The organism is Microbacterium sp. CR_7 (assembly GCF_041954755.1).
GTDB lineage: Bacteria > Actinomycetota > Actinomycetes > Actinomycetales > Microbacteriaceae > Microbacterium.
Genome location: NZ_JAVAYF010000004.1, coordinates 361748 through 385910 on the forward strand (window position 1 = coordinate 361748; position 24163 = coordinate 385910).

A 24163-nucleotide genomic window follows, 5' to 3' on the forward strand; every position below is an offset into this window, starting at 1 on the left:
CGGAACGAGATGACCTTCGTCCTCCGACGAGCCGGGCAGGCCGCGATCGTGCTGATCGCGGCCTTCACGGCCACCTTCTTCCTGCTGCAGCTCCTGCCCGGAGACGCGATCCTCATCAAGTTCTCGGATCCGAGCCTCGGGCTCTCACCCGATCAGCTCGACAGCATCCGCGCGAGCTACGGCGGCGACCTGCCGTGGTGGGAGCAGTACCTGCACGCCGGACTCGGATTCCTGGCGGGGGACTTCGGCTTCTCGACGCAGTTCGGCACCCCGGTGCTCACGATGCTCGCCGACGCGCTCCCCGCGACGCTGCTGCTGGCCTCGCTCGGACTCGTGGTGGCCCTCGTGATCGCGGTCCTCGTCGCCTGGGTGTCGTCGCTCGCGCCGTTCGGCTGGCTGCGCACCGGCCTGCGGCAGGTCCCCGGGCTGTTCGTGGCCGTGCCGGTCTTCTGGCTCGGCATCCTGCTCATCCAGGTGTTCTCGTTCGGCCTCGGCTGGGTGCCGATCGTCGGAGCCGACCCCGTCAGCGGACTGGTCCTGCCGGTGCTCACGCTCGCCGTGCCGATCTCGGCTCCCCTCGCGCAGGTGCTCGTGCGGGCGATCGACCAGGTGCAGGCGCAGCCCTTCATCACGGTCGTCCGCGCCAAGGGCGCCCCGCCGTCCTGGGTGCTGACCCGTTCGGTGGCCCGCAACGCCGCGCTGCCCACACTCACGATCGCCGGCGTGCTGTTCGGCGAACTCGTGGGCGGTGCGGTCGTGACCGAGACCGTGTTCGGCCGCACCGGTATCGGCCGGCTCACCGAGCAGGCGGTGTCGAACCAGGACATCCCGGTGCTGCAGGGGGTGGTGCTGCTGTCGGCTCTCGGCTTCGTGCTCATCAGCTTCGCGGTCGATCTCGTCACCCCGGTCATCGACCCCCGGCAACGCGCCCTCTCGAAGGCAGGAGCCTCCGCATGACCGTCACCGCCATCGCCGCGGCCTCCGACATCGAGACAGCGCCCGAACCGCCGCAGAACCCCGCAGCCGCCGCCCCCCGCCGGAGGAGCATCCGCCGGCTGCCGTGGGGCCTGTTCGTCGCCGTCGCCGTCGTGGCGCTGGCCGTGCTCTGGGCCGTCATACCCGGCGTGTTCGCCCCGGGGGATCCGCTCACCGGCACCCCCGCGGACAAGCTGCTGCCGCCGAGCGGCGCCCACTGGTTCGGCACCGACACGCTCGGCCGCGACCTGTTCGGCCGGGTCGTGCACGGCGCTGTCCATTCGCTGTCCGGGGCGCTCATCGCCGTCACCGTCGGCCTCGCGCTCGGCACGCTCCTCGGCGCGATCGCCGGTGCCGTGGGAGGTGTCGTCGACGACATCCTCATGCGGGTCGTCGACGTGCTGCTCGCGATCCCCGGTCTGCTGCTGTCGCTGTCGGTCATCATCCTGCTCGGTTTCGGCACCGTGAACGCCGCGATCGCAGTCGGTCTCGGCAGCGTCGCGGCGTTCGCGAGGCTCATGCGGGCCGAGGTGGCCAGGGTGCGGCGCTCCGAATACGTCGAGGCGGCCTACGGCAGCGGCGGCACGTTCTTCACGGTGCTGCGTCGCCACGTGCTCCCGAACTCGCTCACCCCGATCGTGGCGCTCGCCGCTCTGCAGTTCGGAACCGCGATCCTCGCGATCTCGACACTCGGGTTCCTCGGCTACGGCGCCCCGCCGCCCACGCCGGAGTGGGGGCTGCTCATCGCCGAGGGGCGCAACTACATCGGCACGGCGTGGTGGCTGACGGCTCTGCCGGGTCTCGTCGTCGTCGCGGTGGTGCTCAGCGCCAACCGCATCTCGCATCGCATCGGAAGGAACAGGGCATGACCGCGGCATCCTCGTCTCCCGCAGTCCCCGGGGCGCCCGTCCTCGCCGTCGACGACCTCCACGTCTCGTACGAGACCCGCGCCGGTCGGCGCGAGGTCGTGCACGGCGTCTCGTTCGAGATCGCGGAGGGGGAGACGCTCGCCGTCGTGGGGGAGTCAGGCTCGGGCAAGTCCACGACCGCGCACGCCCTGCTCGGACTGCTGCCCGCCGGCGGACGCGTCGAGACCGGCACCGTGCGCTTGGGCGACCTCGACATCTCCGGATGGACGGATCGCGCGCTGCGCGGCATCCGCGGTCCGGAGATCGGACTCGTGCCGCAGGACCCGGTGACCTCACTCGATCCGGTGCGCCCCATCGGCGCCCAGGTCGCCGAGGTGCTGAAGCTGCACGGGCACCGCGACGCCCGTCAGCGACGAGCACGCGTGATCGAACTGCTCGACCGGGTCGGCATCGACGATCCCGACCTGCGGGCTCGGCAGTACCCACATGAGCTGTCGGGCGGCATGCGGCAGCGCGTGCTCATCGCCACGGCGATCGCACTGCGCCCGAGGCTGCTCATCGCCGACGAGCCGACCAGCGCCCTCGACGCCACCGTGCAGCGCCGCGTGCTCGACCTGCTCGACGAACTGCGTCGGGAGGAGGGCACCAGCATCCTGCTCGTCACGCACGATCTGGGTGTGGCGGCAGACCGCGCGCAGCGCCTGGTGGTGCTCAAGGACGGACGCGTCGTCGAACGGGGAGCCAGCGAGAAGGTCCTCGCCGCTCCGACCGACGGATACACGAGGCAGCTGCTGGCCGACGCCCCGGCGTTCGCGACCGGATTCCGGCGCCCCGACGCGCCGCCCTTCCTCCGTGACGCCGCCGCCGTGGCCGCCGAGAACCCCTTCGCCATCACCGCCTCCGGGCTCGTGAAGGAGTTCCGGGTCGCTGGTCGGGAGCGGTTCCGCGCCGTCGACGACGTCTCATTCCGCGTCCGCCGCGGCACGACCCATGCCCTCGTCGGCGAGTCCGGGTCGGGGAAGACGACCACCGCCCGCCTCGTCACGCGGTTCCACCAGCCGGATGCCGGGACGATCGACATCGACGGCGACGACGTCACAGGGCTCTCGGGCTCCCGCCTGCGCGCGCTCCGTCGGCGCATCCAGCTCGTCTATCAGAACCCGTTCGCGTCGCTGGACCCCCGGCAGCAGATCGTCGACATCGTCGCCGAGCCGCTGCAGAACTTCCGTGTGGGGTCGCGGGGAGAGCGTCGCGATCGCGCACTCGCGCTCATCGACCGGGTGTCGCTGCCGAGCGACGTGGCGCGCCGAACCCCGCGCGAGCTCTCCGGAGGGCAACGGCAGCGCGTGGCGATAGCGCGTGCCCTCGCGATCGATCCCGACATCGTGGTGCTCGACGAGGCCGTGTCAGCGCTCGACGTCACGGTGCAGGCCCGCATCCTCGAACTGCTCACCTCGTTGCAGGCCGAGCTCGGTCTCACCTACCTCTTCATCTCGCACGACCTCGCCGTGGTGCGGCGCATCAGCCACACGGTCTCGGTCATGCGCGGCGGCCGCATCGTCGAAGAGGGGCCGACGGAGGAGCTCTTCCGCGACCCGCAGCACGACTACACCAGGGAACTGCTCGCCGCAGTGCCAGGACGAACGGAGCAGCCCGCATGACGGCCCCCACCCTCGCCTTCTTCACCCGGCTGCTCGACGACGCCGCGCCGGGGGAGCGGTTCGCGCTCGCCGCCGAGCAGATCCGGCATGCCGAGCTGCACGGCATCGGTCGAGCCTGGGTCGCGCAGCATCATTTCCGCGCGGCCGAGGGCGGGTTGCCGTCGCCGCTCGTGTTCCTCGCGCATCTCGCGGCGCGCACGACCCGCATCCGCCTCGGCACCGGGGTGATCACGCTGCCGCTCGAAGACCCGGTGCGCGTCGCCGAGGATGCGGTGGTCGCCGACCTGCTCGCCGACGGACGCCTCGACCTCGGGCTCGGCAGCGGCGGCACCCCGTCGTCGTTCGTCCCGTTCGGTGAGGACGTGCGCGACAAGGCCCAGACCTACGATCGCAAGCTGAGCGTGCTGCTCGACGCACTCGCCGGGCGCGACATCGGCGCGGACAACACGCTGTACCCGGATGCGGGAGACCTGCGCGACCGGATCTGGCAGGCGACCTTCTCGGCCGCCGGCGGCCGGAGGGCCGGCATCCACGGCCACGGCCTGCTGCTGTCGCGCACCCAGCCGAGACCGGCGGACTCTCCGCACGCGCCGCTCGCGGCGCTGCAGGAACCCATCATCGACGCCTACCTCGACGCGCTGCCGTCGGGCGCCGCCCCGCGGATCACCGCCTCGCGCACCGTCTTCGTCGCCGACGACCGCGCGGACGCCCTGCGATTCGCCGAGGTCGGTCTGCGCCGCGCCGCAGAGGGATTCCGTCGCCAGGGGCAGACGATCCAGGGCGACGACCTCGACGACCTGATCGCGGCGCTCGACACGCACCTCGGGACCCCGGAGGAGGTGGCCGAATCCCTCGCGGCTGATGCCACGCTGTCTCGGGCGACCGAGATCGCGTTCCAGGTGCACTCCGTCGACGCCCCGCCCCCGCACGTCCTCCGCTCGATCGAACTGTTCGCGCAGGAGGTCGCGCCGGCGCTCGGCTACGCCCTCCATCCCGCACCGGCCGACACCTTCACCGACACACTCACCGACACACTCAGGGAGAACGCATGACGCACGACATCGTCGATCGGATCGTGGGGGTGACGCCCGCGCTCGACGAGCTGCGACGACGTCGTCCCGTCACGAAGGAGCAGTTGCAGGCGAGCTTCGACGCCCTGTTCGCGCCGGTCTCCGTCGAGCACGCCTCGCAGGCCGAGCGCGAACTCGTCGCCGCTTTCGCGACGCGACTGGCGGGCGACACCGACCCCACAGGCACCTTCTACGCCGACCGCGCGCTGGCCGTCGACCCCGACCGCGCGCCGATCGTGCTCGCCGAGGCCGCATCGGCGGCGACGGGCGGTCCCTTCGGGTCGTACGCCGAGGCGGGCCTGCAGAGCGAGAACACCGACGGTGAGCGGTACACGCCGTCCGCAGCGGTCGTCGAGTCGCTGGGGGAGCGTCTCGCCGCGGCTCTCGCGCACACCCACCTGCTCGTGCTGCGACCGCGGGAGGCCTCCGGCGACGACATCCAGAGGCTGCTCGACGCGGGATGGACGGCCGACGGAGTCGTCACGCTCTCGCAGCTGGTCTCGTTCCTCGCCTTCCAGCAGCGGGTCGTGACGGGTCTGCGCGCCCTGTCCAGGGCGGGGGCGGCCGCATGACCTCCTCCACGACGCCCGAGACCGCTGCGACCGTGCTGCACGACGTCGCGCCGCATCCCGATTCCTTCACCCGCGCCGAGGTCGGCTGGACGCCGCATCTGCCTCCGCTGCCCGAAGACGAGCTCACCGACCGGCACTACGACGGCCTCGTCGACGCGGGTCGTGCCAAGAGCGACTACTTCCGGCTGCTCGCCCGCGACCCGGAGGTGCTCAGGGCGCGAACCCTCGTCGATAAGGACATCTTCTACAACGCGCGCGAGGGCCTTCCCCGTGCCGAGCGCGAACTCGCGGCGACGGCCGCGTCCCGACGCAACGGCTGCGTGTTCTGCGCGTCGGTTCACTCCCGCTTCGCCGCCCACCACGGCGGGCGGCCGGATGACGTCGACCGTCTGCTGGAAGAGGGGGTGAGCGCCGACCTCGGATCCCGATGGAACGCCGTCGTCGCGGCATCCGTCGCGCTCACCGACACTCCGACCGCGTTCGGCGACGACGAGATCGCCCGGCTGCGGGCGGAGGGTCTCGACGACCTCGAGATCGCCGACGTGATCCACGGCGCGGCGTTCTTCAACTGGGCCAACCGGCTCATGCTGTCGATCGGCCGGGCCGTCGCGCCGACCGACGCCGAGCCCTCCCAGCCCTAGGGGATCAGGACGATCTTGCCCGAGGCGGCGCCGGACTCCACGAGCTCGTGGGCCTGTGCCGCCTCGGCGAGCGGGAGCTCCCGGCCGATCTCGATCGTGAAGTCGCCTGAGTCGAGCAGCGCGATCGTGGCCTGGAGGGCTTCGGCGCGCCACGCCAGCTCCTCGTCGTTGAGCGGTTCGGGTGCGCCGCCGGAGAAGGCGCGGATGCCGAAGTCCGCGGCGTCGGGGCCGCGCACGATCGTGGCGATCCGCTCGCGGTCCGCGACCAGCTCGAGGGACGTCTGAATCGCCTCGTCGGTGCCGGCGCAGTCGAGGGCGACCGTGACGCCCTGCGGTGCGGCATCGCGGACGCGGTCGAGCAGCCCGTCGCCGTACGCGATCGGCGTCGCTCCGAGCTCGCGCAGCAGGTCGTGACGCGCGGGGCTGGCGGTCGCGACGACGGTGGCGCCCCAGGCGACCGCGAACTGCACGACCGCCTGTCCGACCGACCCGGAGCCGCCGTGCACGAGCAGCACGTCGCCCTCGGAGACTCCGAGCGAGCGGAGCGCCTGATACGCCGTGCCGGCGGGGATGCCGATGCCGGCGCCCTCCGCCGCGGTCACCGAGTCGGGCAGCAGCGCGAGGTGCTCGGCCGGCACAGCGAGGGCGCTCGTGTAGGTGCCTCTGGTGTCGCGGATGGCGACGCGGTCGCCCACCACGAGACCCTGCACGCCGTCGCCGATGCTCTCGACGACGCCGGCTCCGTCGAAGCCCACGCCGCGGGGTTCCGTGATCGGCGGCGACGGACGCTTCGCACTGCGCAGCTTCGCGTCGATCGGATTCACGCCCGCCGCCTCGATGCGCACGACCACCTCGCCCGCGAGGGGGAGCGGGTCGGGGACCTCGATCTCATGCAGGACGTCAGGGGAACCGAACTCTGTGTAGACGATCGCGCGAGCCATGCAGCCAGGCTAACGCGGATGCGGTCGCCACGCGTCTCGTCTCGCTCCGCTCGCTCAACGACCCGCGGCGAGGGCCTTCATGATGCGCTGGGGCGAGACGGGCTGGGCCGTGCCGAGGCGCTGCGCGAACACGCTGACGCGGTACTCCTCGAGCAGCCAGCGCGTCTCGACGAGCGCGGCCGGCGCGTCCGGTGCGGGAGGGATCGTGCCGCCGGCATCCTCGAACGCCTTCGCCATCCGCTCGTACTCGCTCATGCGTGTGCGGTCCTTACCCGGTTCGCTGCCGAGCGTCTTCAGTCGGTCGAGCATGCCGTCGAGATAGCGGGGGTAGTGCGCGAGGCGGTCGACGCCCGTGGCCGACACGAATCCGGCGTGCAGAAGCCCGGAGAGCTGGGTGCGGATGTCATTCAACGGGCCGAGCAGTGCGAGCGAGTTCTGCGACTTGATGCCGCGTTCGACCTCCCGCGCCTTCGTGAGGATGCGTGAGACGAGCGATACGCACGCGAAGAGCTCGTCGACGAGCGCTGCCGACACGAGGTCGCGCACACGCGTGAACTCCGCCTCGGTGCGGATGACGCCGTGCGCGGCGCCGGTGGCCGCGTCGATGAGTCGCTGAACGACGGCGGCACGGCAGTCCTCGATGAGCGCGGCCGCGGAGGGGTAGGGCGACGCGGCGAGGGCGAGCTTCTCGGCGCTGGTCAGGTGCTCCTGCACGTACGAGCTGGGAGAGGGGACGCCGAGCAGGACGAGTCGCAGCACTCCGGCCCTGGTCGCGGCGGTCGCGGCGTCGGCGGTCGCCTCGACCCGCACGGAGACCGTCTTGCCTCGGTCGACGATCGCCGGGTAACCGCGCACCACTCCTCCGGCCACGCGCGTATCCAGCACCTCGGGGAGGTCGCCGAACGACCAGGCGGTGAGACCGTCCTGCTCGATCGACGCGGCGGAGGAGGCTGCGGCGGGCTGCGGACCCGACCTCGGGCCGGGCCGACGGGGCGGCGCGGCGATCGATCGGGCGACGCTGCTGCGGGCGCGGTCGGACAGCGCCTGCTGCAGCACACGCAGGTCGCGGTCCGATCCCACGACGCGTCCGCGCTCGTCGACCGCGCGGAAGTTCATCCGCAGGTGTGTCGGCACCCTCTCGTCCTCGAAGTCCGCGGCGGACACGAGCTGGTTGGCGAGCGGCTGGATGAGCCTCGCCAGCGCCTCCTTGAGTCCGCGCGGGGGCAGCCCGGCGTGCGACTCCGGCCCATCACCCGCGAGTTCGGCGCCGAACTTCTCGGCCCAGTCCGCCGCAGGTACGACGTGTCGTCGGATGGCCTTCGGCAGCGCGCGCAGGAGTCCGGTGACGAGTTCGGCGCGCAGACCGGGCACCTGCCAGTCGAAGCCCCGATCCTCGATCTGCGCCAGCAGCGGCAGCGGGATCACGACGCTCACGCCGTCGTCCGCCGCTCCCGGCTCGAACCGGTAGGCGAGACCGAGCACCTGATCGCCCTGGGTCCATCGCGTCGGGAACTCGCTGCGGTCAGCCCGGCTGTCGTCGTCGACGAGATCGGCCTCGCGCATGACGAGGAGCTTCGGGGTGGAGGTCAGGGCCTCGCGCCACCACTTCTCGAACGATCGGACGTCGAACACGTCGGCCGGGATGCGTTCGTCGTAGAACCGGAAGACGGCCTCGTCGCCGGCGAGGATGTCGCGTCGGCGTTCGCGCTCCTCGAGCTTCTCGAGGCGTTTGCGCAGCTCGGCGTTGCTGCGCCAGAACGCGCTGACGCGCTTGTCGATCCGACCGGGGTCCCACTCGCCCTCGACGAGGGCGTGGCGCACGAACAGCTCGCGCGACGCGGCACGGTCGATGCGGGCGAACTGCACGCGGCGCCTCGGGATGATCTCGACGCCGAACAGCGTGACCTTCTCGTAGGCGACGGCGGCCCCGGCATCCTTCGACCAGTGCGGCTCAGTCACCTGCCGCTTCGCGAGATCACCCGCGAGAGCCTCGGCCCAGGCCGGGTCGATCGCGGCGAGGGTGCGGGCGTAGGTGCGCGAGGTCTCGACGATCTCGGCGGCCATCACGGCCTGCGGGCTCTTCTTGCGCAGCGCCGAGCCGGGGAAGATCGAGAAGCGGATGCCGCGGGCTCCCCGGTACTCCGCCTGACGGCGCCTGGCGTCCTTCGGCGGGGTCTTGCTCTGTCCGCGTCCTCCGGTGCTGCGCTCGTCGAGGATGCCGATCTGCGACAGTAGGCCGGAGAGGAGAGCCCGGTGGATCGCGTCGGGATCGCTGGTGCCGGGCTGGGACTCCTTGGGGCGTACCAGGGTGCGGAGCTGGCGGTGCACGTCGAACCACTCGCGCACGCGGACGTAGTTCAGGTGCTCGGCGCGGCAGAGGCGGCGGAAGGCACTCGACCCGAGTTCGCGCTGCTGCTCGCGCAGGTGGTTCCACAGGTTCAGGATCGAGAGGAAGTCGCTCGTCGGGTCGGCGAACCGGGCGTGCATGCGGTCGGCCTCGTCGCGCACGCTCTGCGGTGCATCCTGCGACGGGCGCTCCCGGACGTCCTGGATCGACATGCCGGCGACGATCGCGAGCACATCTCGCGTGACGGCCTCGGAGGTGCGGGAGCGCTGCGCCTCGATGAGCATGCGCGCGAACCTGGGATCGATCGGGATGCGGGCGATGTCGCGTCCGACGCGCGTGAGCCGCGGCTCGTCGCGCGCGACGTCCACCGCGCCCAACTCGGCGAGGAGGTCGAACGCCGCCTTGACGCCACGGGAGTCGGGCGGGGTGAGGAACGGGAAGGCGGTGATGTCGCCGAAGCCGAGCGACAGCATCTGGAGGATGACCGAGGCGAGCGAGGTGCGCAGGATCTCGGGTTCCGTGAACTCGGGCCGGCGCTCGAAGTCCTCCTCGCTGTAGAGGCGGATCGCGATGCCGTCGCTCGTGCGGCCCGCTCGTCCGGAGCGCTGGTTGGCCGATGCCTGCGAGATGGCCTCGATGGGGAGGCGCTGCACCTTCGACCGGGCGCTGTAGCGGGAGATGCGTGCGGTGCCGGTGTCGATGACGTATCGGATGCCGGGGACCGTGAGGCTCGTCTCGGCGACGTTGGTGGCGAGCACCACGCGACGCCGCACGCCGGCTACACGGCTGCGCTCGAACACCCGGTGCTGCTCGGCCGCCGACAACCGGCCGTAGAGCGGGAGCACCTCAGTGGGCGAGCGGTCGTTCGCATAGGCGCCGCGCACGGCGTCGGCGGCATCGCGGATCTCCGCCTCCCCGGGCAGGAACACCAGCACGTCGCCGGGCGTCTCGCGGTCGAGCTCTCGCAGGGCGGCGACGATGGCCGAGACCTCGTCGACCTCCTGCGCGGCGTCGGGATCGGCATCCTCGTCGACCGGGGCGCGGTAGCGGATCTCGACCGGGTACGTGCGGCCGGAGACCTCGATGATCGGAGCCGGCGTGCCGTCGGCCGCCGCGAAGTGCCGCGCGAAGCTCTCGGGGTCGATCGTGGCCGAGGTGATGACGACCTTGAGATCCGGGCGCTCGGGGAGGATGCGGGCCAGGTACCCGAGCAGGAAGTCGACGTTGAGCGACCGCTCGTGAGCCTCGTCGATGATGATCGTGTCGTAGCGCCGCAGCAGCCGGTCGCGATTGATCTCGTTGAGGAGGATGCCGTCGGTCATGAGCGCGATGCGCGTCTCGTCCGACACCTGGTCGGTGAAGCGCACCTTGTATCCGACGAGACCGCCGAGCTCGACCTGCATCTCCTCGGCGACGCGCTCGGCGATCGTGCGGGCGGCGAGGCGTCGCGGCTGCGTGTGCGCGATCCGCTCGCGGCCGAGCTCCAGGCAGATCTTCGGCAGCTGCGTCGTCTTGCCCGAGCCGGTGGCGCCTGCGACGATCACGACCTGGTGATCACGGATGGCATCGGCGATCTCGCCCCGGGCGGCGCTGACGGGCAGCTCGGCGGGGTACGAGATCACGGGGGAGGACATAGCCCTCCATCGTATGACGATATGCGGGCGCGCTCGCCCGCTCGGCGCACGGCGGAGCCAGGGGTGCGCGACTTACGATTCATGCGTGACCACCTCGTCTCCTCCCGTGCCCGCGCCGCGGCCGACCACGCTGCCCGTGACGCACTGGTTCCACACGTTCGGGCGTCCTCCGCGCATCCTGGGGCTCGACGTCGCCCGCGCGCTCGCCATCCTCGGCATGGCCGGGGCGCACATCGGCGAGACGCCCGCGTTCGACCTGCTCGACCCCTCGACCTGGCTGGACCTCGTGCACGGTCGTTCGTCGATCCTCTTCGCTGTGCTCGCCGGGGTCTCCATCGCGTTGATGACCGGTCGCCGCGAGCTGCCCGAACCGGCGCGCGTGCCGAGCCTGCGACTGCAGCTCGTCGGGCGGGGCGCGGTCATCTTCCTCATCGGGCTGGCTCTCGAGCTGCTGGGCACCCCGATCGCCGTGATCCTCACCCTCTACGGACTCCTCTACGTCGCTGTCATCCCGTTCCTGCGCTGGCGGCCGCGGACGCTGCTCCTCGCGGCCGGTGTGCTGGCACTCATCGGCCCTGCGGTGCTGGCGCTCATCGCCGCGCTCGCTCTGTTCCCGTACGGCGCCGGGATCGGCCTGGTCCTGTACGGCTCCTACCCGATCACCGTGTGGCTCGCCTTCGTCTTCGCGGGGATGGCGCTCGGGCGCCTCGGGATCGAGCGGACGCACGCCGCGGCGGTGGCGCTCGGCGCCGGCGTCGGGCTGATGATGCTCGGCTACGGCCTGGGTCTGGTCGGTGCCTTCTCCGGCATCGCGACGGGCGCGGCGGGGGAGGGTTCGTCGGGGGGATCCGCCTCGGGATGGGGTACGTACCCCGAGGCTCTCGCCGCCGCAGACCCGCTCGGTGCGGTGCTCTCCGCGATCTTCGCGGTCGACGCGCACTCCGGCGGGACGGCCGAGATCCTGGGGTCCGGCGGTTTCGCGGTCACGGTGATCGCCCTGTGCATCCTGCTCAGCCGTCCGCTCCGATGGCTCCTCCTTCCCCTCGGCGCGCTGGGATCCATGCCGCTGTCGGCATACACCGCTCATGTCGTCTCGGTGGCGCTGATCGGCGGCCCGGGCGGATTCTTCACGAACAACCTCTTCTGGGCCGGGACCGCCGTCGCGCTGCTGCTGGTCACCACCCTCTGGTCGATCCTCATGGGCCGAGGTCCGCTCGAACGACTCGTCGGTCGAGTGGCGGTCGCGATGGCCTCGCCGCCCCGCGAGAAGGGCGACCGGGCGGCATCCGTGCCGTGACCGCCCCGCATGTCGTTGTGTGTCGCTCCTCGCGACAGCGGCCCCGCTCGTGGGTAGCGTCGTCGGCATGACAGCCCCCTACCGTGTCGTCGCCGTGTCCGGCTCCCTGCACGAGCCGAGCAAGACCACGGCTCTCGTGCGTGCGATCGCCGACGCCGTCGCCGAGCGCGCCGAGGTCGAGGTCGAGCTCATCGAGCTCACCGCGATCGGTCCGTCGCTCGCGGGAGCGCTGCGTCGCGATCAGCTCCCCGCCGAGGTGGAGGAGAAGCTGAAGGCGATCGAGGCGTCCGACCTGCTGATCGTCGGCAGCCCCGTGTACCGCGCCTCGTTCACCGGGCTCTTCAAGCATCTGTTCGACTTCGTGGGGCAGTACGCGCTCGTCGGAAAGCCGGTGCTGCTCGCCGCCACCGGTGGGGGCGAACGGCACGCGCTCATCATCGAGCACCAGCTTCGTCCGCTGTTCGCGTTCTTCCAGGCGCTCACCCTGCCGCTCGGCGTCTACGCCAGCGACACCGACTTCGACGGCTACACGATCGCCTCCGACGTGCTGCGCTCGCGCATCGATCTCGCAGCCGACCGGGCACTGCCGCTCGTCGGGTACGCGGCCTCCCGCCCCGCGGAGACGCTGCTCGTCTCCTGATCGCGACCCGCACGACGCGGCCCCGCAGGGCCCTGCGGCGCGTAGCGTGGATCGCATGACGAACCGGCTCGCCGACACGCTCAGTCCCTACCTCCGCGCGCACGCCGACAACCCCGTCGACTGGTATCCCTGGGGTGACGCGGCGTTCGCCGAGGCCGAGCGCCGCGACGTCCCGATGCTCATATCGATCGGCTACTCCACGTGTCACTGGTGTCACGTGATGGCCAGGGAGTCGTTCGCCGATCCGGCGACGGCGGCCCTGATGAACGAGGGCTTCGTGGCCGTCAAGGTGGACCGTGAGGAGCACCCGGAGGTCGACGGCGCGTACATGGCGGCCGCATCGGCCTTCACGCAGAACCTCGGCTGGCCGCTCACGGTGTTCACGACCCCACGCGGCCGCACCTTCTACGCGGGTACGTACTGGCCACCCGAGTCGCGCGGTGGGATGCCGGCGTTCCGCGAGGTGCTCGCCGCGGTGCAGGAGGCGTGGACCCAGCGACGCCAGCAGGCGGAGGAATCGGCGGACGCGGTGACCGACGCGCTGCGGCGGGCCGCGGCATCCGCTCCGTCCGACCTGCCGGATGCGGCGGCGATCACGGCGGCCGCCCGCGCGATCGCCGCCCGCGAGGACTTCGAGTTCGGCGGCTTCGGCGGCGCACCGAAGTTCCCCGTGGCGACGACGCTGTCGTTCCTTCAGGCGCCGCTCGTCGAGCGAGAGGCACCGGATGCCGCAGCGGCCGCCGCCCGCGCGCTCGCCGCGATGGCCGCATCCGATCTCCATGACGACGACGGCGGGTTCTTCCGCTATGCGACTCGGCGGGACTGGTCGGTGCCGCACTACGAGCGGATGCTGACCGACAACGCCCAGCTCCTCGACGTCGCTCTCGCGGCAGGCGACGAGGCCACGGTGCGCGGTGTCGCCTCGTTCCTGCTGACGACACTGCGTCGTGAGGGCGGCGGCTTCGGCGCTGCTCAGGACTCGGAGTCATGGATCGACGGGACGCGCAGCGAGGGCGGGTACTACCTGCGTCCCCTCGCGGAGCGCACCGGACTCGAGCCGCCCGCGGTCGACGGCAAGGTCATCACTGGCTGGAACGGTCTGGCGATCGCCGCGCTCGCCCGTGCCGGGGCGGCGTTGAGTGAGCCGGACTGGATCTCCGGGGCGCGGGACGCGGCCGCGTTCGTGCTGCACGTCAACCGCGACTCGACTGGGATGCTCCTGCGCGCATCGCTCGACGGATCGGCGTCGCCCGCCCGGGCGACGACCGCCGACGTCGCGCTCCTCGCGGACGGACTGTTCGCACTCGCTGTGGCGACCGGCGAGGCGCGCTGGGCGGTCGAGGCGCAGGGATTCCTCGACCTGGCCGTGGCCGGGCTCGAGGGCGATCCGTTGCTCGCAGCCCGCGGCATCGCGACGGCGCCCGACCAGACCGACGGCGACCTGCCCTCGGGCTCCGCCGCCCTCGCGCACGCCGCGCTGACCGCCTGGAGACTCGGAGCGGGCGACCGCTATCGCGCGGTGGCGGAGGAGGCCGTCCGCACTCATGCCGCGGCGGCCACCGGCCAGCCGTTCGCGCACGGCAGTCTGCTGCGCGTCGCCGCCGACCTGCTCGACGGACCGCGCCAGATCGTCGTCGTGACGGACGAACCCGACGGCGCTCTCGCGGCCGCCGCTCGGGGTGCCGATGCCGACGTCGTGGCGATCGTCAGCCCGGCGCAGGCCGGCGCGTTCGCGGAAGCCGGCTTCGAGCTCTTCGAGGGCAAGGCCGACGCATCGGGACGGGCCGACGCAGCGGGCCGGGCCTTCGACTGCCGATCGTTCGTGTGCCGCCTGCCGGTCACGGATCCGGCCGAGCTGTCGAGGACGCGCTGAACTCAGACCCAGCCGGGCAGCCAGTTGTGCAGCAGCCAGAAATCGTACGGCACGCTCACGCCGGTCCAGACGGGGTAGTAGAACGCCGAGACGAGCACGACGACGGCCAGGAAGATCAGCACGGTGCGTTCACCGGCCTGACGCCTGTGCAGCGGATCCTGCCGGCGCCCGGCGATCTGTCGCAGCACGACGGCGAGGGCGATGACGAGGAACGGCGCCATGGCGACGGTGTAGAACTGGAAGATGGTGCGCTCGGGGAACATCAGCCACGGCACGTACGTCGCGGCGAGTCCGACGAGCGGGAACGTGAGCGCGGGCCCGCCGACCGGACGCCGCGTGATCCACGCCCGCACCAGGCGGTAGAGCAGGTAGACGGCGGCGGCGACGCTCGCGTACCAGATCAGCGGGTTGGGGATCGTCGAGATCACCGCGATGCAGTGGTCGACCCCGCAGGGTCCGGGGTCGCTGCCCACCCACACCGCTGTCGGGCGGAGCAGGAACGGCCATTCCCACGCGGGGCTCGCGTACGGGTGCCCTCGGGTGAGGCCGACGTGGAAGTCGAGGATCGCCCTGTGGTAGTTCCAGAGGGCGATCAGCGGGTTCGGGTCGCTCTGTCTGGCGTAGCCGCCCGCCGTGACGAGCCACCCGGTCCAGCTGACGAGGTAGGTCGCGGCGGCCGGCACGATGAGCAGCACGAACGAGACCGGACCCTGCGTGAACGCGGCGGCCGTCGGCCACAGCACCACGCCGGCGCGACGGCGGGCGAGCGCGTCGGTGACCACGACGTACAGCCCGAAGGCTGCGAGCGCGTAGAGACCCGACCACTTGACGGCGCAGGCTGCGCCCAGCGCGACCCCGGCGGCGATGAGCCAGGGGCGACGCCACAGCACGCGCCCCCACATCGGGTCGGGTCCGTCGGGGTCGGGGCGCTCGAGGATCGGGATCGTGCGGTCCCGGTCGTACAGGATGAACAGCGCGCCCAGCATCAGGAAGAACGTGAGCGGACCGTCGAGCAGCGCGGTGCGGCTCATGACGATGCTGAGTCCGTCGATCGCGAGCAGGGTGCCGGCGACCGAGGCGACGACGATCGAGCCGGTCAGGCGCCGCGCGACGAGGTAGACGAGCAGCACGGTCGCGGTGCCGAGCAGTGCGGTGGCGAGACGCCATCCCACCGTGTTGTCCGGGCCCCCGAGCGCCATCCCGAGTGCGATGAGCCACTTGCCGAGCGGCGGATGCACGACGAACGACCCGGCATCCGACAGCGGAAGCTCCTGCAGGGTGATGAACGCCTCGTTCGCGTTCTCACCCCAGGTGCCCTCGTAACCCAGCAGCCACAGCGACCAGGCGTCCTTGACGTAGTAGGTCTCGTCGAACGCCAGGTGATGCGGGTGTCCGAGGTTGACCAGCCGCAGCACCGCGGCCAGCGCCGTGACGACGAGAGGCGCGAACCAGCGCAGCATCCGTCCCCAGTCCGGATCGAGCAGGATGCGGTCGCGCAGCCGTCCGTAGCGCGTCAGCCGGTCCTCGGCGGGAGGCAGCAGAGGGACGGGCTCGATCACCGCTCCAGCCTAGACAACGCCCGGTCCAGGCTGGACAACCGCCGCCGCGTCTAGGCTGGGCGGGTGATCATCCTCGCCGCGACGCCGATCGGAAACCTCGGGGATGCCTCCCGCCGCCTCGTCGAGGTGCTGGAGAACGCGGAGGTCGTGGTGGCGGAGGACACCCGCACGACCGGACGCCTGCTGCAGGCGCTGAAGATCGAGAACCGTCCGCGACTCATCGCTCTGCACGATCACAACGAGAAGCAGAAGTCGGCGGAGCTCGCGGTCCTCGCCCAGGAGCACGACGTCGTCGTCGTGAGCGATGCCGGGATGCCGGCGATCAGCGACCCCGGCTACGGACTGGTGGCCGAAGCGGTCGCGCAGGGAGTGACGGTCACGGCGATCCCCGGACCCAGTGCGGTGCTCATGGCGCTGGCGATCTCGGGCCTGCCGACCGACCGGTTCACGTTCGAAGGCTTCCTGCCGCGCAAGCCCGGGGAGCGGCGCTCGACGCTCACGGCGCTCGCCGCAGAGCCGCGCACCATGGTGTTCTTCGAGTCGCCGTCGCGCCTGGCATCCTCTCTCGCCGACATGGGCGCAGCCTTCGGTGCCGACCGCCGCATCGCGGTGTGCCGGGAGCTGACGAAGCTGTACGAGGAGGTGCGCCGCGGCACGGCATCCGAGCTCACGGACTGGGCGGCCGGGGGCGTGAAGGGCGAGATCGTCGTGGTGGTCGAGGGCGCGCCGCGGCGGTCCGTATCCGCCGACGACGCTCTCGGACAGGTGCAGGAGTTGGTGGCCTCCGGCATCCGCCTCAAAGACGCCTGCGCCGAGGTCGCCGCCGCGACAGGCCTGTCGTCTCGTGATCTCTACCAGTCCGCGCTCGCCGCGCGACGCCCGTGACGGAGAACGGTCACCCGATCGCCGCAGCCTACGACCAGCGCGCCGCGGAGTACATGACGGTCGGGGGACGGCTCTCGCAGATGGACCCCCGGGACGTCGCGGTGATCCGGAGCTGGCGTGACAGCACGGAAGGGACGCTGCTGGATGCCGGGTGCGGACCCGGACACTGGAGTGCGTTCCTCGCCGAGGATGGGCGCGATGTCCGGGGCGTCGACCTCTCGCGGGAGTTCGTCGCTTCTGCGCGGCGGAGCCATCCCGGCATCCCCTTCGAGACCGGCTCCTTCCACGACCTGTCCGTTCCGGATGCGGCGCTCGGCGGCATCCTCGCCTGGTACTCCCTGATCCACACCCCGCCTGCGCAGGTGCCGGTCGTGCTGCGCGAGTTCGCCCGCGCACTCCGACCCGGTGGCTCCCTGCTCGTCGGATTCTTCGACGGGGAGCCGGGGGAGCCGTTCGCGCACGCCGTGACGACGGCGTACTTCTGGTCGGCGGAGGCGCTCGGCATCCTGCTGGTCGATGCGGGCTTCGAGGTCGTGGCGTCCGAGAGGCGTGAACGTGCACCGGGCGAGATGAGCGCGCGTCCGCACGGATCGCTGATCGCCCGACGCTCCTGACACCGGAGCGTTCGGCGGAGTCCGGGCGGGTTAGCCTGGTGCTCACCCGAGCGGCAAGGAGCGAGCGTGAGCAGGAAGGCGACGGTCTACGACGTGGCAGAACGCGCTGCCGTGTCGATCGCGACCGTCTCCCGTGTGCTGCGGCAGCCGGATGCCGTTCGCCCGGCGACCCGCGAGCGCGTTCTCGACGCCGTGACCGCCCTCGGCTATGTGCCGAGCGGCAGCGCCCGGGGGCTTGCCGAGCGTCGCACCGGTGTGCTCGGCCTGTACTTCCCGGGTTTCGACGCCGCGGAGGACGCGCCGCCGCTCGACGTTCTCGGCGATCGGAGTCGCCCCTCGTTCACCGTGGCCGAGGAGTCGACCGAACCGGCGCCGGCTCCGACCATGCTGTTCCTCGACGAGGTGCTGCGCGGTGCCGAGCTCGAGGCGTGGAAGCAGGGGTTCGTCCTCATGATCGGCGTCGGTCGCGACGACCCCACGCGCGAGACCGTGCGCGACATCGCGGGCCGCGTCGACGGGCTCATGGTGCTCGCGCAGAGCGTGCCAGACGACGTGCTGGCGCGGCTCGCGCAGCGGATCCCGGTCGTGGTGCTGTCCGGCCCGTCGCGGGGCGATGACTACGACCATGTGACCGTCAGCAACGCCGAGGCGATGGCCGAGCTCACCCGCCTCGTGCTCGCGGAGGCGGCCCCCGGACGACTGGCGTTCCTCGCGGGACCCGAGGACTCGCCCGACGGCGCGCAGCGCTGGGAGGGCTTCGCCGCCGCGCTCGCCGAAGCGGGGATCGCGGTCGACGACGTGACGGTGCTGCGTGGAGACTTCACGCGGGAGTCGGGGCGTCGCGCCGGCGAGGAGCTGATCGCCGACGCTCCACCGGCGGCGCTGATCGCGGCGAACGATCAGATGGCGCTGGGAGCGATCGACGCGTTCCGGTCGGCGGGGCTGCGGGTGCCGGACGACGTGCGCGTGACGGGTTTCGACGGCATCGAGGCCGCCGCGCTCGCGCGCCCGGCGCTCACGACCGTGCGGCAGCCCATGATCGACCTGGGTCGCGCCGCGGTGCAGCTGCTCGCGCGGCGCCTCGAGCGCCCGGATGCCGCGCCGGTGACCGTGCGGCTGCCGCTGCAGATCCTGCTGCGCGAGAGCTCGCACCCGCGCGCCTGAGACGCCCCACTCTCGGCGTCGGGGGTTGCATCCGCAAAATGTATGCGCTTACAATCGCTCATGCGGCCTCGGCCGCAGGGCGTCCCGACCCGCGGGACCCCTTCATGACAGAGACGACATGAGGTGGCAGTGTGGCGAAGACGCACATGCTCCGACGCTGGCGCAGGGCGGCGATCGTGGGACTGGCGGCAGCGGCCGTGGTGCTCAGCGGCTGCAGCATCCAGATTAGCTCGCAGCCCGACCCGTCGATCGGCGACGACACGATGCTGATCAACGCCGACAAGGGGAATCCGTTCTTCACGCGGAACTTCAACCCGTACCTGACCAACACGCGCACCGCATCGCGCTGGATCTACGAGCCGCTCATCCTCGTGAACCCGCTCGACAACACGCTCAACCCGTGGCTGGCCGAGTCCTGGTCGCAGCCCGACGCCCGCACCGTCGTCATGACGATCCGCGACGACGTCGAGTGGAGCGACGGCGAGAAGCTCACGCCCGAGGACGTCGCCTTCACGTTCCAGCTGCTCAAGGACAACCCCTCACTCGACATCAAGGGCGCGTGGCAGCACCTCGAGTCGGTCGAGACCTCCGGCGACGACGTGATCATGCACCTGCAGGGCGATGACGCGCCGTCGCTGTCGATCCTCGGCCTCACCATGATCGTGCCGGAGCACATCTGGTCCGACGTGAAGGACCCGGGTACATTCCGCAACGAGGAGCCGGTCGGCACCGGACCGTTCGTGCTCGGCAACTACAACGACCAGCAGTACTCGATGGACAAGAACCCCGAATACTGGCAGGCCGACAAGATCCAGATCGAGCACATCATCCTGCCCGCGACGAACACGCAGCTCGACACGGTCACGCGCGGGTACGACTGGTCGTACTCGTTCATCTCCGATGTCGAGGGCACGTGGGGCGCCGCGAGCGAGCACAACACCTGGTGGTTCCCGCCGGGCGGCGTGATCGCGCTGCTCCCGAACCTCGAGGTCGCCCCGTTCGACGACGTCAACGTCCGCCGCGGGATCGCGCTCGCGCTGAACCGAGACGAGATCGCCGAGACGGCCTCCGAGGGGTACATGCAGCCGGCCGGGCAGACCGGCCTCATCCTCCCCAACCAGGAAGAGTACCTCGACCCGTCGATCCCGGACGGCGGCATGATCACGCAGGACAAGGATGCCGCGCTGGCCGCCTTCGCCGAGTCGGGTTACACGCTCGACGGCGACCGCCTCGTGGGTCCCGATGGCGAGCAGTTGGAGTTCGCTCTCACCACCGCGAACGGGTACTCCGACTGGACCCGCGCCGCGCAGACAGTGCAGCGCCAGCTCGCCGACGTCGGCGTGAAGGTCACCCTGAAACTCCCGCAGCCCGCCGGATACCAGAGCGCCATCAGCAACGGCGACTTCGAGATGGCGATCGGCGGCATGGGAGGCGGCGACCCGTACCAGGCCTTCAACAACCTGCTCTCCAGCGAGTTCTACGTGCCGTCCGGCGAGCAGACCGCCAACAACTTCGAGCGCTATCGCTCCGACGAGGCCGATGCGCTGCTGGCCGAGTACCGCGAGACGATCGACCCCGCCCGCCAGACGGAGATCGTGCACGAGCTGCAGGGGATCGTCTACGACGAGCTCCCCGTGATCGGCATGTACTACGGCGGCATCTGGGGTCTGTTCAACGACGCGAAGTTCACCGGATGGCCCAGCGCTGAGGACCCGTACATGATCCCGCAGAACTACGACTCGGCACCGCTGCTGATCTTCACGAAGCTCGAGCGCGTGAAGGGAGACGACAAGTGAAGTACGTCCTCCAGAAGCTCGGCCTGTTCGTGCTCACCCTGTGGGCCGCGGTCACCCTGAACTTCTTCCTCCCTCGCATGATGCCGGGGTCGCCGGCGGATGCCGCGATCGCGAAGCTCTCGCAGAACGGCCCCGTGTCGGATGCGACGCGGCGTGCCATCGAGGCACAGCTCGGCGTGCCGACCGGATCGCTGTGGGACCAGTACGTGGCCTACCTCGGGCAGGTCGTCCGGCTCGACTTCGGCGTCTCGTACACGTTCTACCCGCAGAGCGTGTCGAGCATGGTCTCGACCGCGCTGCCGTACACGATCGGCCTCGTCGGGATCGTCACGGTGCTCGCGTTCGTGATCGGCACGCTGATCGGCGTCACGGCGGCCTGGCGTCGCGGAACCTGGCTCGACACGCTGCCGACGCTGACCGGCTCCTTCCTCAGCACGTTCCCGTACTTCTGGACGGCCCTGCTGCTGCTCTTCTTCCTCGGCTACGTGCTGCACTGGTTCCCGACGACCGGGGCCTACGCGGCGACGACGACGCCGGGGTTCACCGGCGACTTCCTCGCCGACCTGCTGCGACACGCGGTGCTGCCCGCCCTGACTATCCTGTTGACGTCGCTCGGCGGCTGGATCATCGGCATGCGCAACGCGATGATCAACACGCTCGGCGAGGACTACGTGACCTTCGCCGAGGCCAACGGCCTGCGCGGCCGCACGATCGCCCTCCGCTACGCCGCCCGCAACGCGATCCTGCCGAACCTCACCGGCTTCGGCCTCACGCTCGGAGGCGTGGTCGGCGGATCGATCCTCGTGGAGCAGGTGTTCCAGTACCCCGGTATCGGGTACCTGCTCTTCAACGCCGTGATCGGGCAGGACTACCCGCTCATGCAGGCGCTCTTCCTGATGATCACCGTGAGCGTGCTCATCGCCAACTTCCTCGTGGACATCCTCTACGGGGCACTCGACCCGAGGACTCGCCGATGACCTCCACCATGAACGTCAAGGTGCCCACCGACCGGATCGCGGCGCCCAGCCCCTGGCGCGCGTTCGCCAGAATGGTCGGCACGCTGTGGTCGAACGGCAAGGCGCGGCTCGGCCTCATCATCCTCGGGCTGTTCGTGCTGGTCGCCGTGTTCGCGCCGCTGCTGGCCCCGTACGGAGCGAAGGACAACAGCTTCGAGCGCAACGCCGACGCGTCGCCCGCGCACTGGTTGGGCACGACCGCCGCCGGCGAGGACGTGCTGAGCCAGCTCATCTACGGCTCGCAGGTCAGCCTGCTGGTCGGGCTCGCCGCCGGCATCCTCTCCACCGTCGTCGCCGTGCTGATCGGACTCAGCTGGGGCTACATCCGCGGATTCGCGGGCGAGGTGATCGGCTTCATCGTGAACCTCTTCCTCGTCATCCCCGGCCTGCCGCTCATGATCGTGATCGCGGCGTACCTGCAGAACGGCGGCATCCTCATGATCATCGCGGTGATCGTGATCACCGGATGGGCGTGGGGCGCACGAGTGCTCCGCAGCCAGACGCAGTCTCTGCGCGGCAACGACTTCGTCGCCTCGGCGCAGTTCTCGGGCGACAGCCCGGCGCGCATCGTGTTCCGGGAGATCCTGCCGAACATGACGTCGATCATCGCCGGCACCCTGTTCGGTGCGGCGACCGCGGCGATCCTCGCCGAGGCCGGACTCGAGTTCCTGGGCCTCGGCGACTCCAGCATCGTCAGCTGGGGCACGATGCTCTACTGGGCGCAGAACTCCAACTCGCTGCTCACCGGGCAGTGGCTGCTGCTGTTCGCCCCCGGACTCTGCATCGCGCTGCTGGCGCTGAGTCTCACACTCATCAACTTCGGCGTGGACGGCATCTCGAATCCGCGCCTCCGCGAAGGGAAGGGCCGATGAGCGCCATGACCGAGAACGCCGTGATCGAGAACGACGTCCTGCTGCAGGTCGAGTCCCTCTCCGTCGAGTACGCCTCGCCGGGCGTCGCCCCCGTGGCCGCCGTGGACGACGTGTCGTTCACCCTGCGTCGAGGCGAGTTCGTTGGGCTCGTGGGGGAGTCGGGGTCGGGCAAGTCGACCCTCGGCTTCGCCCTCACCCGCCTGCAGAAGCCGCCGGCGCGCATCAGCGCCGGACGCATCCTCTTCGGAGGACGCGACATCCGCGAGCTGGATGCCGAGGAGCTGCGCCGTCAGCGCCAGGGCGGATTCGCGATGGTGCTGCAGTCGGGCATGAACGCGCTGAACCCCGTGCGCAGGGTCGGCGACCACTTCCGCGACATCTTCGCCGCGCACGGTCATGTCGCCGGAGACGACCGCGACGCCAGGGCGCGGGAGCTGGTCGGCAAGGTCGGCCTCGATCCGAGCGTGCTCGCGAGCTACCCCGGCGAGCTGTCCGGTGGTATGCGGCAGCGCGCCTCGATCGCGCTCGCCCTGTCGCTGGAACCCCAGCTCATGGTGTTCGACGAGCCGACCACCGCGCTCGACGTGCTCGTGCAGCACGCGGTCATGGACACCATCAAGGACCTGCAGCGCAGCGAGGGATTCACGGCGATCCTCATCAGCCACGACCTCGGCATCGTGCTCGAGGCGACCGACCGCGTCATGGTGATGCACGAGGGGCGGATCGTCGAGGACGCGCCGAGCCTCGACATCCTGCACCGTCCGCAGGACGAGTACACGAGGATGCTCCTCAGTCACTACGCCGATCCCCGCGCCGAGTCGATCTCGATCCCCGGCTTCGTCGATCTGGGCACGCGCCGCCGCGAGGGTCGCGCGCGCACCGACGTCACAGAGACGGTGCCGACGGTCTCGCAGCGCGACACGCGTCGGGCGGATGCCGCGATCGTGCTGCAGGGCGTGTCGAAGGTCTACCCCGCCCGCCGGCGCGGCGAGAAGCCCGTCACGGCGGTCGACGACGTGTCGTTCCGCCTGGAGCCGGGCGAGGCGCTCGCGCTCGTCGGGGCGTCCGGCTCGGGCAAATCCACGATCGCGAAGCTCATCACCGGAGTCGAGAAGCCCACGGACGGATCGGTGCGCTTCGGCGACGTCGACGTCGCATCGCTGCGCCGCGGGGGTCTGCGTGACCTCCGCAAGGACGTGCAGATGGTGTTCCAGGACCCGTATGCGGCGCTGAACCCGCTGCACACCGTCGAGTACACGCTCAGTCGACCGGTGCGCAACTACACCGCCCTGCGCGGAGCCGAGGCACGGGCGCGCGTGCTCGAGCTCCTCGAGACGGTCGGCCTGACGCCGGTCGAGCAGTTCGCGGCGAAACTACCGCATCAGCTGTCCGGCGGTCAGCGTCAGCGCGTGGTCATCGCGCGGGCCCTCGCCAGCGACCCCCAGGTGCTCATCGCCGACGAGCCGGTGTCGATGCTCGACGTGTCGCTGCGGGCCGGGGTGCTGGCGCTGCTGGAAGACCTTCGCGAGCGGTGGGGCATCAGCATGCTCTACATCACGCACGACCTGCTGAGCGCGCGTCTGGTGACCGAGAACATCCTCGTGCTCAACGGCGGTCGCGTCGTCGAGCGCGGCGAGACGGCTCAGGTGCTGCAGCATCCGGAGGATCCGTACACGGTCCAGCTGCTCGACGCGGTGCCCAACCCGGCGCGCGCCGAACGCTGAACAGAACCACCCG

General features: G+C 70.9%; 19 protein-coding genes. 16 read left to right on the forward strand and 3 right to left on the reverse strand.

Translation table 11 applies throughout. From position 1 onward, the window contains the following. The first annotated feature begins 9 nt into the window (after window positions 1-9). From RAC81_RS10910 to RAC81_RS10935, 6 genes are read left to right on the forward strand one after another with little or no spacing between them, the layout of a single operon-like run. Window positions 10-957 carry an ABC transporter permease gene (locus RAC81_RS10910; RefSeq protein WP_375082362.1) on the forward strand — a complete coding sequence of 316 codons (948 nt, stop codon included), beginning with the start codon at window positions 10-12 and terminating at the stop codon, window positions 955-957. Further along, entirely contained in the window at window positions 954-1844 is an 891-nt protein-coding gene (locus RAC81_RS10915; protein ID WP_375082363.1) for an ABC transporter permease, read from the forward strand. The genes RAC81_RS10910 and RAC81_RS10915 overlap by 4 nt, the downstream gene beginning before the upstream one ends. Further along, entirely contained in the window at window positions 1841-3505 is a 1665-nt protein-coding gene (locus tag RAC81_RS10920; protein WP_375082364.1) for a dipeptide ABC transporter ATP-binding protein, read from the forward strand. The genes RAC81_RS10915 and RAC81_RS10920 overlap by 4 nt, the downstream gene beginning before the upstream one ends. Further along, on the forward strand, window positions 3502-4557 hold the full coding sequence (locus tag RAC81_RS10925; protein WP_375082365.1) for a putative FMN-dependent luciferase-like monooxygenase: 1056 nt from the start codon (window positions 3502-3504) through the stop codon (window positions 4555-4557). The genes RAC81_RS10920 and RAC81_RS10925 overlap by 4 nt, the downstream gene beginning before the upstream one ends. Beyond that, a complete protein-coding gene (locus tag RAC81_RS10930; RefSeq protein WP_375082366.1) occupies window positions 4554-5147 on the forward strand; it encodes a CMD domain protein in 594 nt (197 codons plus the stop codon). Before RAC81_RS10925 ends, RAC81_RS10930 begins: the two co-directional genes overlap by 4 nt. Further along, window positions 5144-5788: an alkylhydroperoxidase domain protein gene (locus RAC81_RS10935; protein WP_375082367.1), complete on the forward strand. Its 645-nt coding sequence runs from the start codon at window positions 5144-5146 to the stop codon at window positions 5786-5788. Before RAC81_RS10930 ends, RAC81_RS10935 begins: the two co-directional genes overlap by 4 nt. Here the strand turns inward: RAC81_RS10935 and RAC81_RS10940 are convergent. Both RAC81_RS10940 and hrpA read right to left on the reverse strand, forming a co-directional pair. Continuing rightward, a complete protein-coding gene (locus tag RAC81_RS10940) occupies window positions 5785-6729 on the reverse strand; it encodes a zinc-binding alcohol dehydrogenase family protein (protein ID WP_375082368.1) in 945 nt (314 codons plus the stop codon). The two genes, RAC81_RS10935 and RAC81_RS10940, sit on opposite strands and share 4 nt — an antisense overlap. Before the next feature lie 54 nt (window positions 6730-6783). Beyond that, window positions 6784-10710, reverse strand: a complete 3927-nt coding sequence (gene hrpA, locus RAC81_RS10945; protein ID WP_375082369.1) for an ATP-dependent RNA helicase HrpA — start codon at window positions 10708-10710, stop codon at window positions 6784-6786. Between the two features lie 85 nt (window positions 10711-10795). Here hrpA and RAC81_RS10950 point away from each other — a divergent pair, with 85 nt between their 5' ends. The 3 genes from RAC81_RS10950 to RAC81_RS10960 all read left to right on the forward strand — a co-directional run bounded on the left by RAC81_RS10950 (window position 10796) and on the right by RAC81_RS10960 (window position 14520). Further along, entirely contained in the window at window positions 10796-12007 is a 1212-nt protein-coding gene (locus RAC81_RS10950; RefSeq protein WP_375082370.1) for a heparan-alpha-glucosaminide N-acetyltransferase domain-containing protein, read from the forward strand. A gap of 67 nt (window positions 12008-12074) precedes the next feature. After that, complete coding sequence (gene msuE / locus RAC81_RS10955; RefSeq protein ID WP_096713769.1) at window positions 12075-12647, forward strand: FMN reductase; 573 nt, start codon at window positions 12075-12077, stop codon at window positions 12645-12647. A 55-nt stretch (window positions 12648-12702) separates the two neighbouring features. Further along, a complete protein-coding gene (locus RAC81_RS10960; RefSeq protein WP_375082371.1) occupies window positions 12703-14520 on the forward strand; it encodes a thioredoxin domain-containing protein in 1818 nt (605 codons plus the stop codon). Window positions 14521-14522: 2 nt separating this feature from the next. Here RAC81_RS10960 and RAC81_RS10965 read toward each other — a convergent pair whose 3' ends face one another. Beyond that, window positions 14523-16079 (reverse strand): dolichyl-phosphate-mannose--protein mannosyltransferase, encoded by a 1557-nt coding sequence (locus RAC81_RS10965; protein ID WP_375082372.1) that lies wholly within the window; start codon window positions 16077-16079, stop codon window positions 14523-14525. Window positions 16080-16142: 63 nt separating this feature from the next. On the opposite strand from RAC81_RS10965, the gene rsmI reads away from it, so the two are divergent. The 7 genes from rsmI to RAC81_RS11000 all read left to right on the forward strand — a co-directional run bounded on the left by rsmI (window position 16143) and on the right by RAC81_RS11000 (window position 24150). Continuing rightward, window positions 16143-16964 (forward strand): 16S rRNA (cytidine(1402)-2'-O)-methyltransferase, encoded by an 822-nt coding sequence (rsmI, locus tag RAC81_RS10970; RefSeq protein ID WP_375082373.1) that lies wholly within the window; start codon window positions 16143-16145, stop codon window positions 16962-16964. After that, window positions 16961-17578 carry a class I SAM-dependent methyltransferase gene (locus tag RAC81_RS10975; RefSeq protein ID WP_375082374.1) on the forward strand — a complete coding sequence of 206 codons (618 nt, stop codon included), beginning with the start codon at window positions 16961-16963 and terminating at the stop codon, window positions 17576-17578. Before rsmI ends, RAC81_RS10975 begins: the two co-directional genes overlap by 4 nt. 66 nt (window positions 17579-17644) lie before the next feature. After that, window positions 17645-18742 carry a LacI family DNA-binding transcriptional regulator gene (locus RAC81_RS10980; RefSeq protein ID WP_375082375.1) on the forward strand — a complete coding sequence of 366 codons (1098 nt, stop codon included), beginning with the start codon at window positions 17645-17647 and terminating at the stop codon, window positions 18740-18742. A gap of 131 nt (window positions 18743-18873) precedes the next feature. Beyond that, window positions 18874-20538 (forward strand): ABC transporter substrate-binding protein, encoded by a 1665-nt coding sequence (locus RAC81_RS10985; protein ID WP_375082376.1) that lies wholly within the window; start codon window positions 18874-18876, stop codon window positions 20536-20538. Next, a complete protein-coding gene (locus RAC81_RS10990) occupies window positions 20535-21515 on the forward strand; it encodes an ABC transporter permease (protein ID WP_375082377.1) in 981 nt (326 codons plus the stop codon). The genes RAC81_RS10985 and RAC81_RS10990 overlap by 4 nt, the downstream gene beginning before the upstream one ends. Then, a complete protein-coding gene (locus RAC81_RS10995; RefSeq protein ID WP_341933880.1) occupies window positions 21512-22426 on the forward strand; it encodes an ABC transporter permease in 915 nt (304 codons plus the stop codon). Before RAC81_RS10990 ends, RAC81_RS10995 begins: the two co-directional genes overlap by 4 nt. Beyond that, a complete protein-coding gene (locus RAC81_RS11000; protein WP_375082378.1) occupies window positions 22423-24150 on the forward strand; it encodes an ABC transporter ATP-binding protein in 1728 nt (575 codons plus the stop codon). The genes RAC81_RS10995 and RAC81_RS11000 overlap by 4 nt, the downstream gene beginning before the upstream one ends. The last annotated feature ends 13 nt before the right edge of the window (window positions 24151-24163 follow it).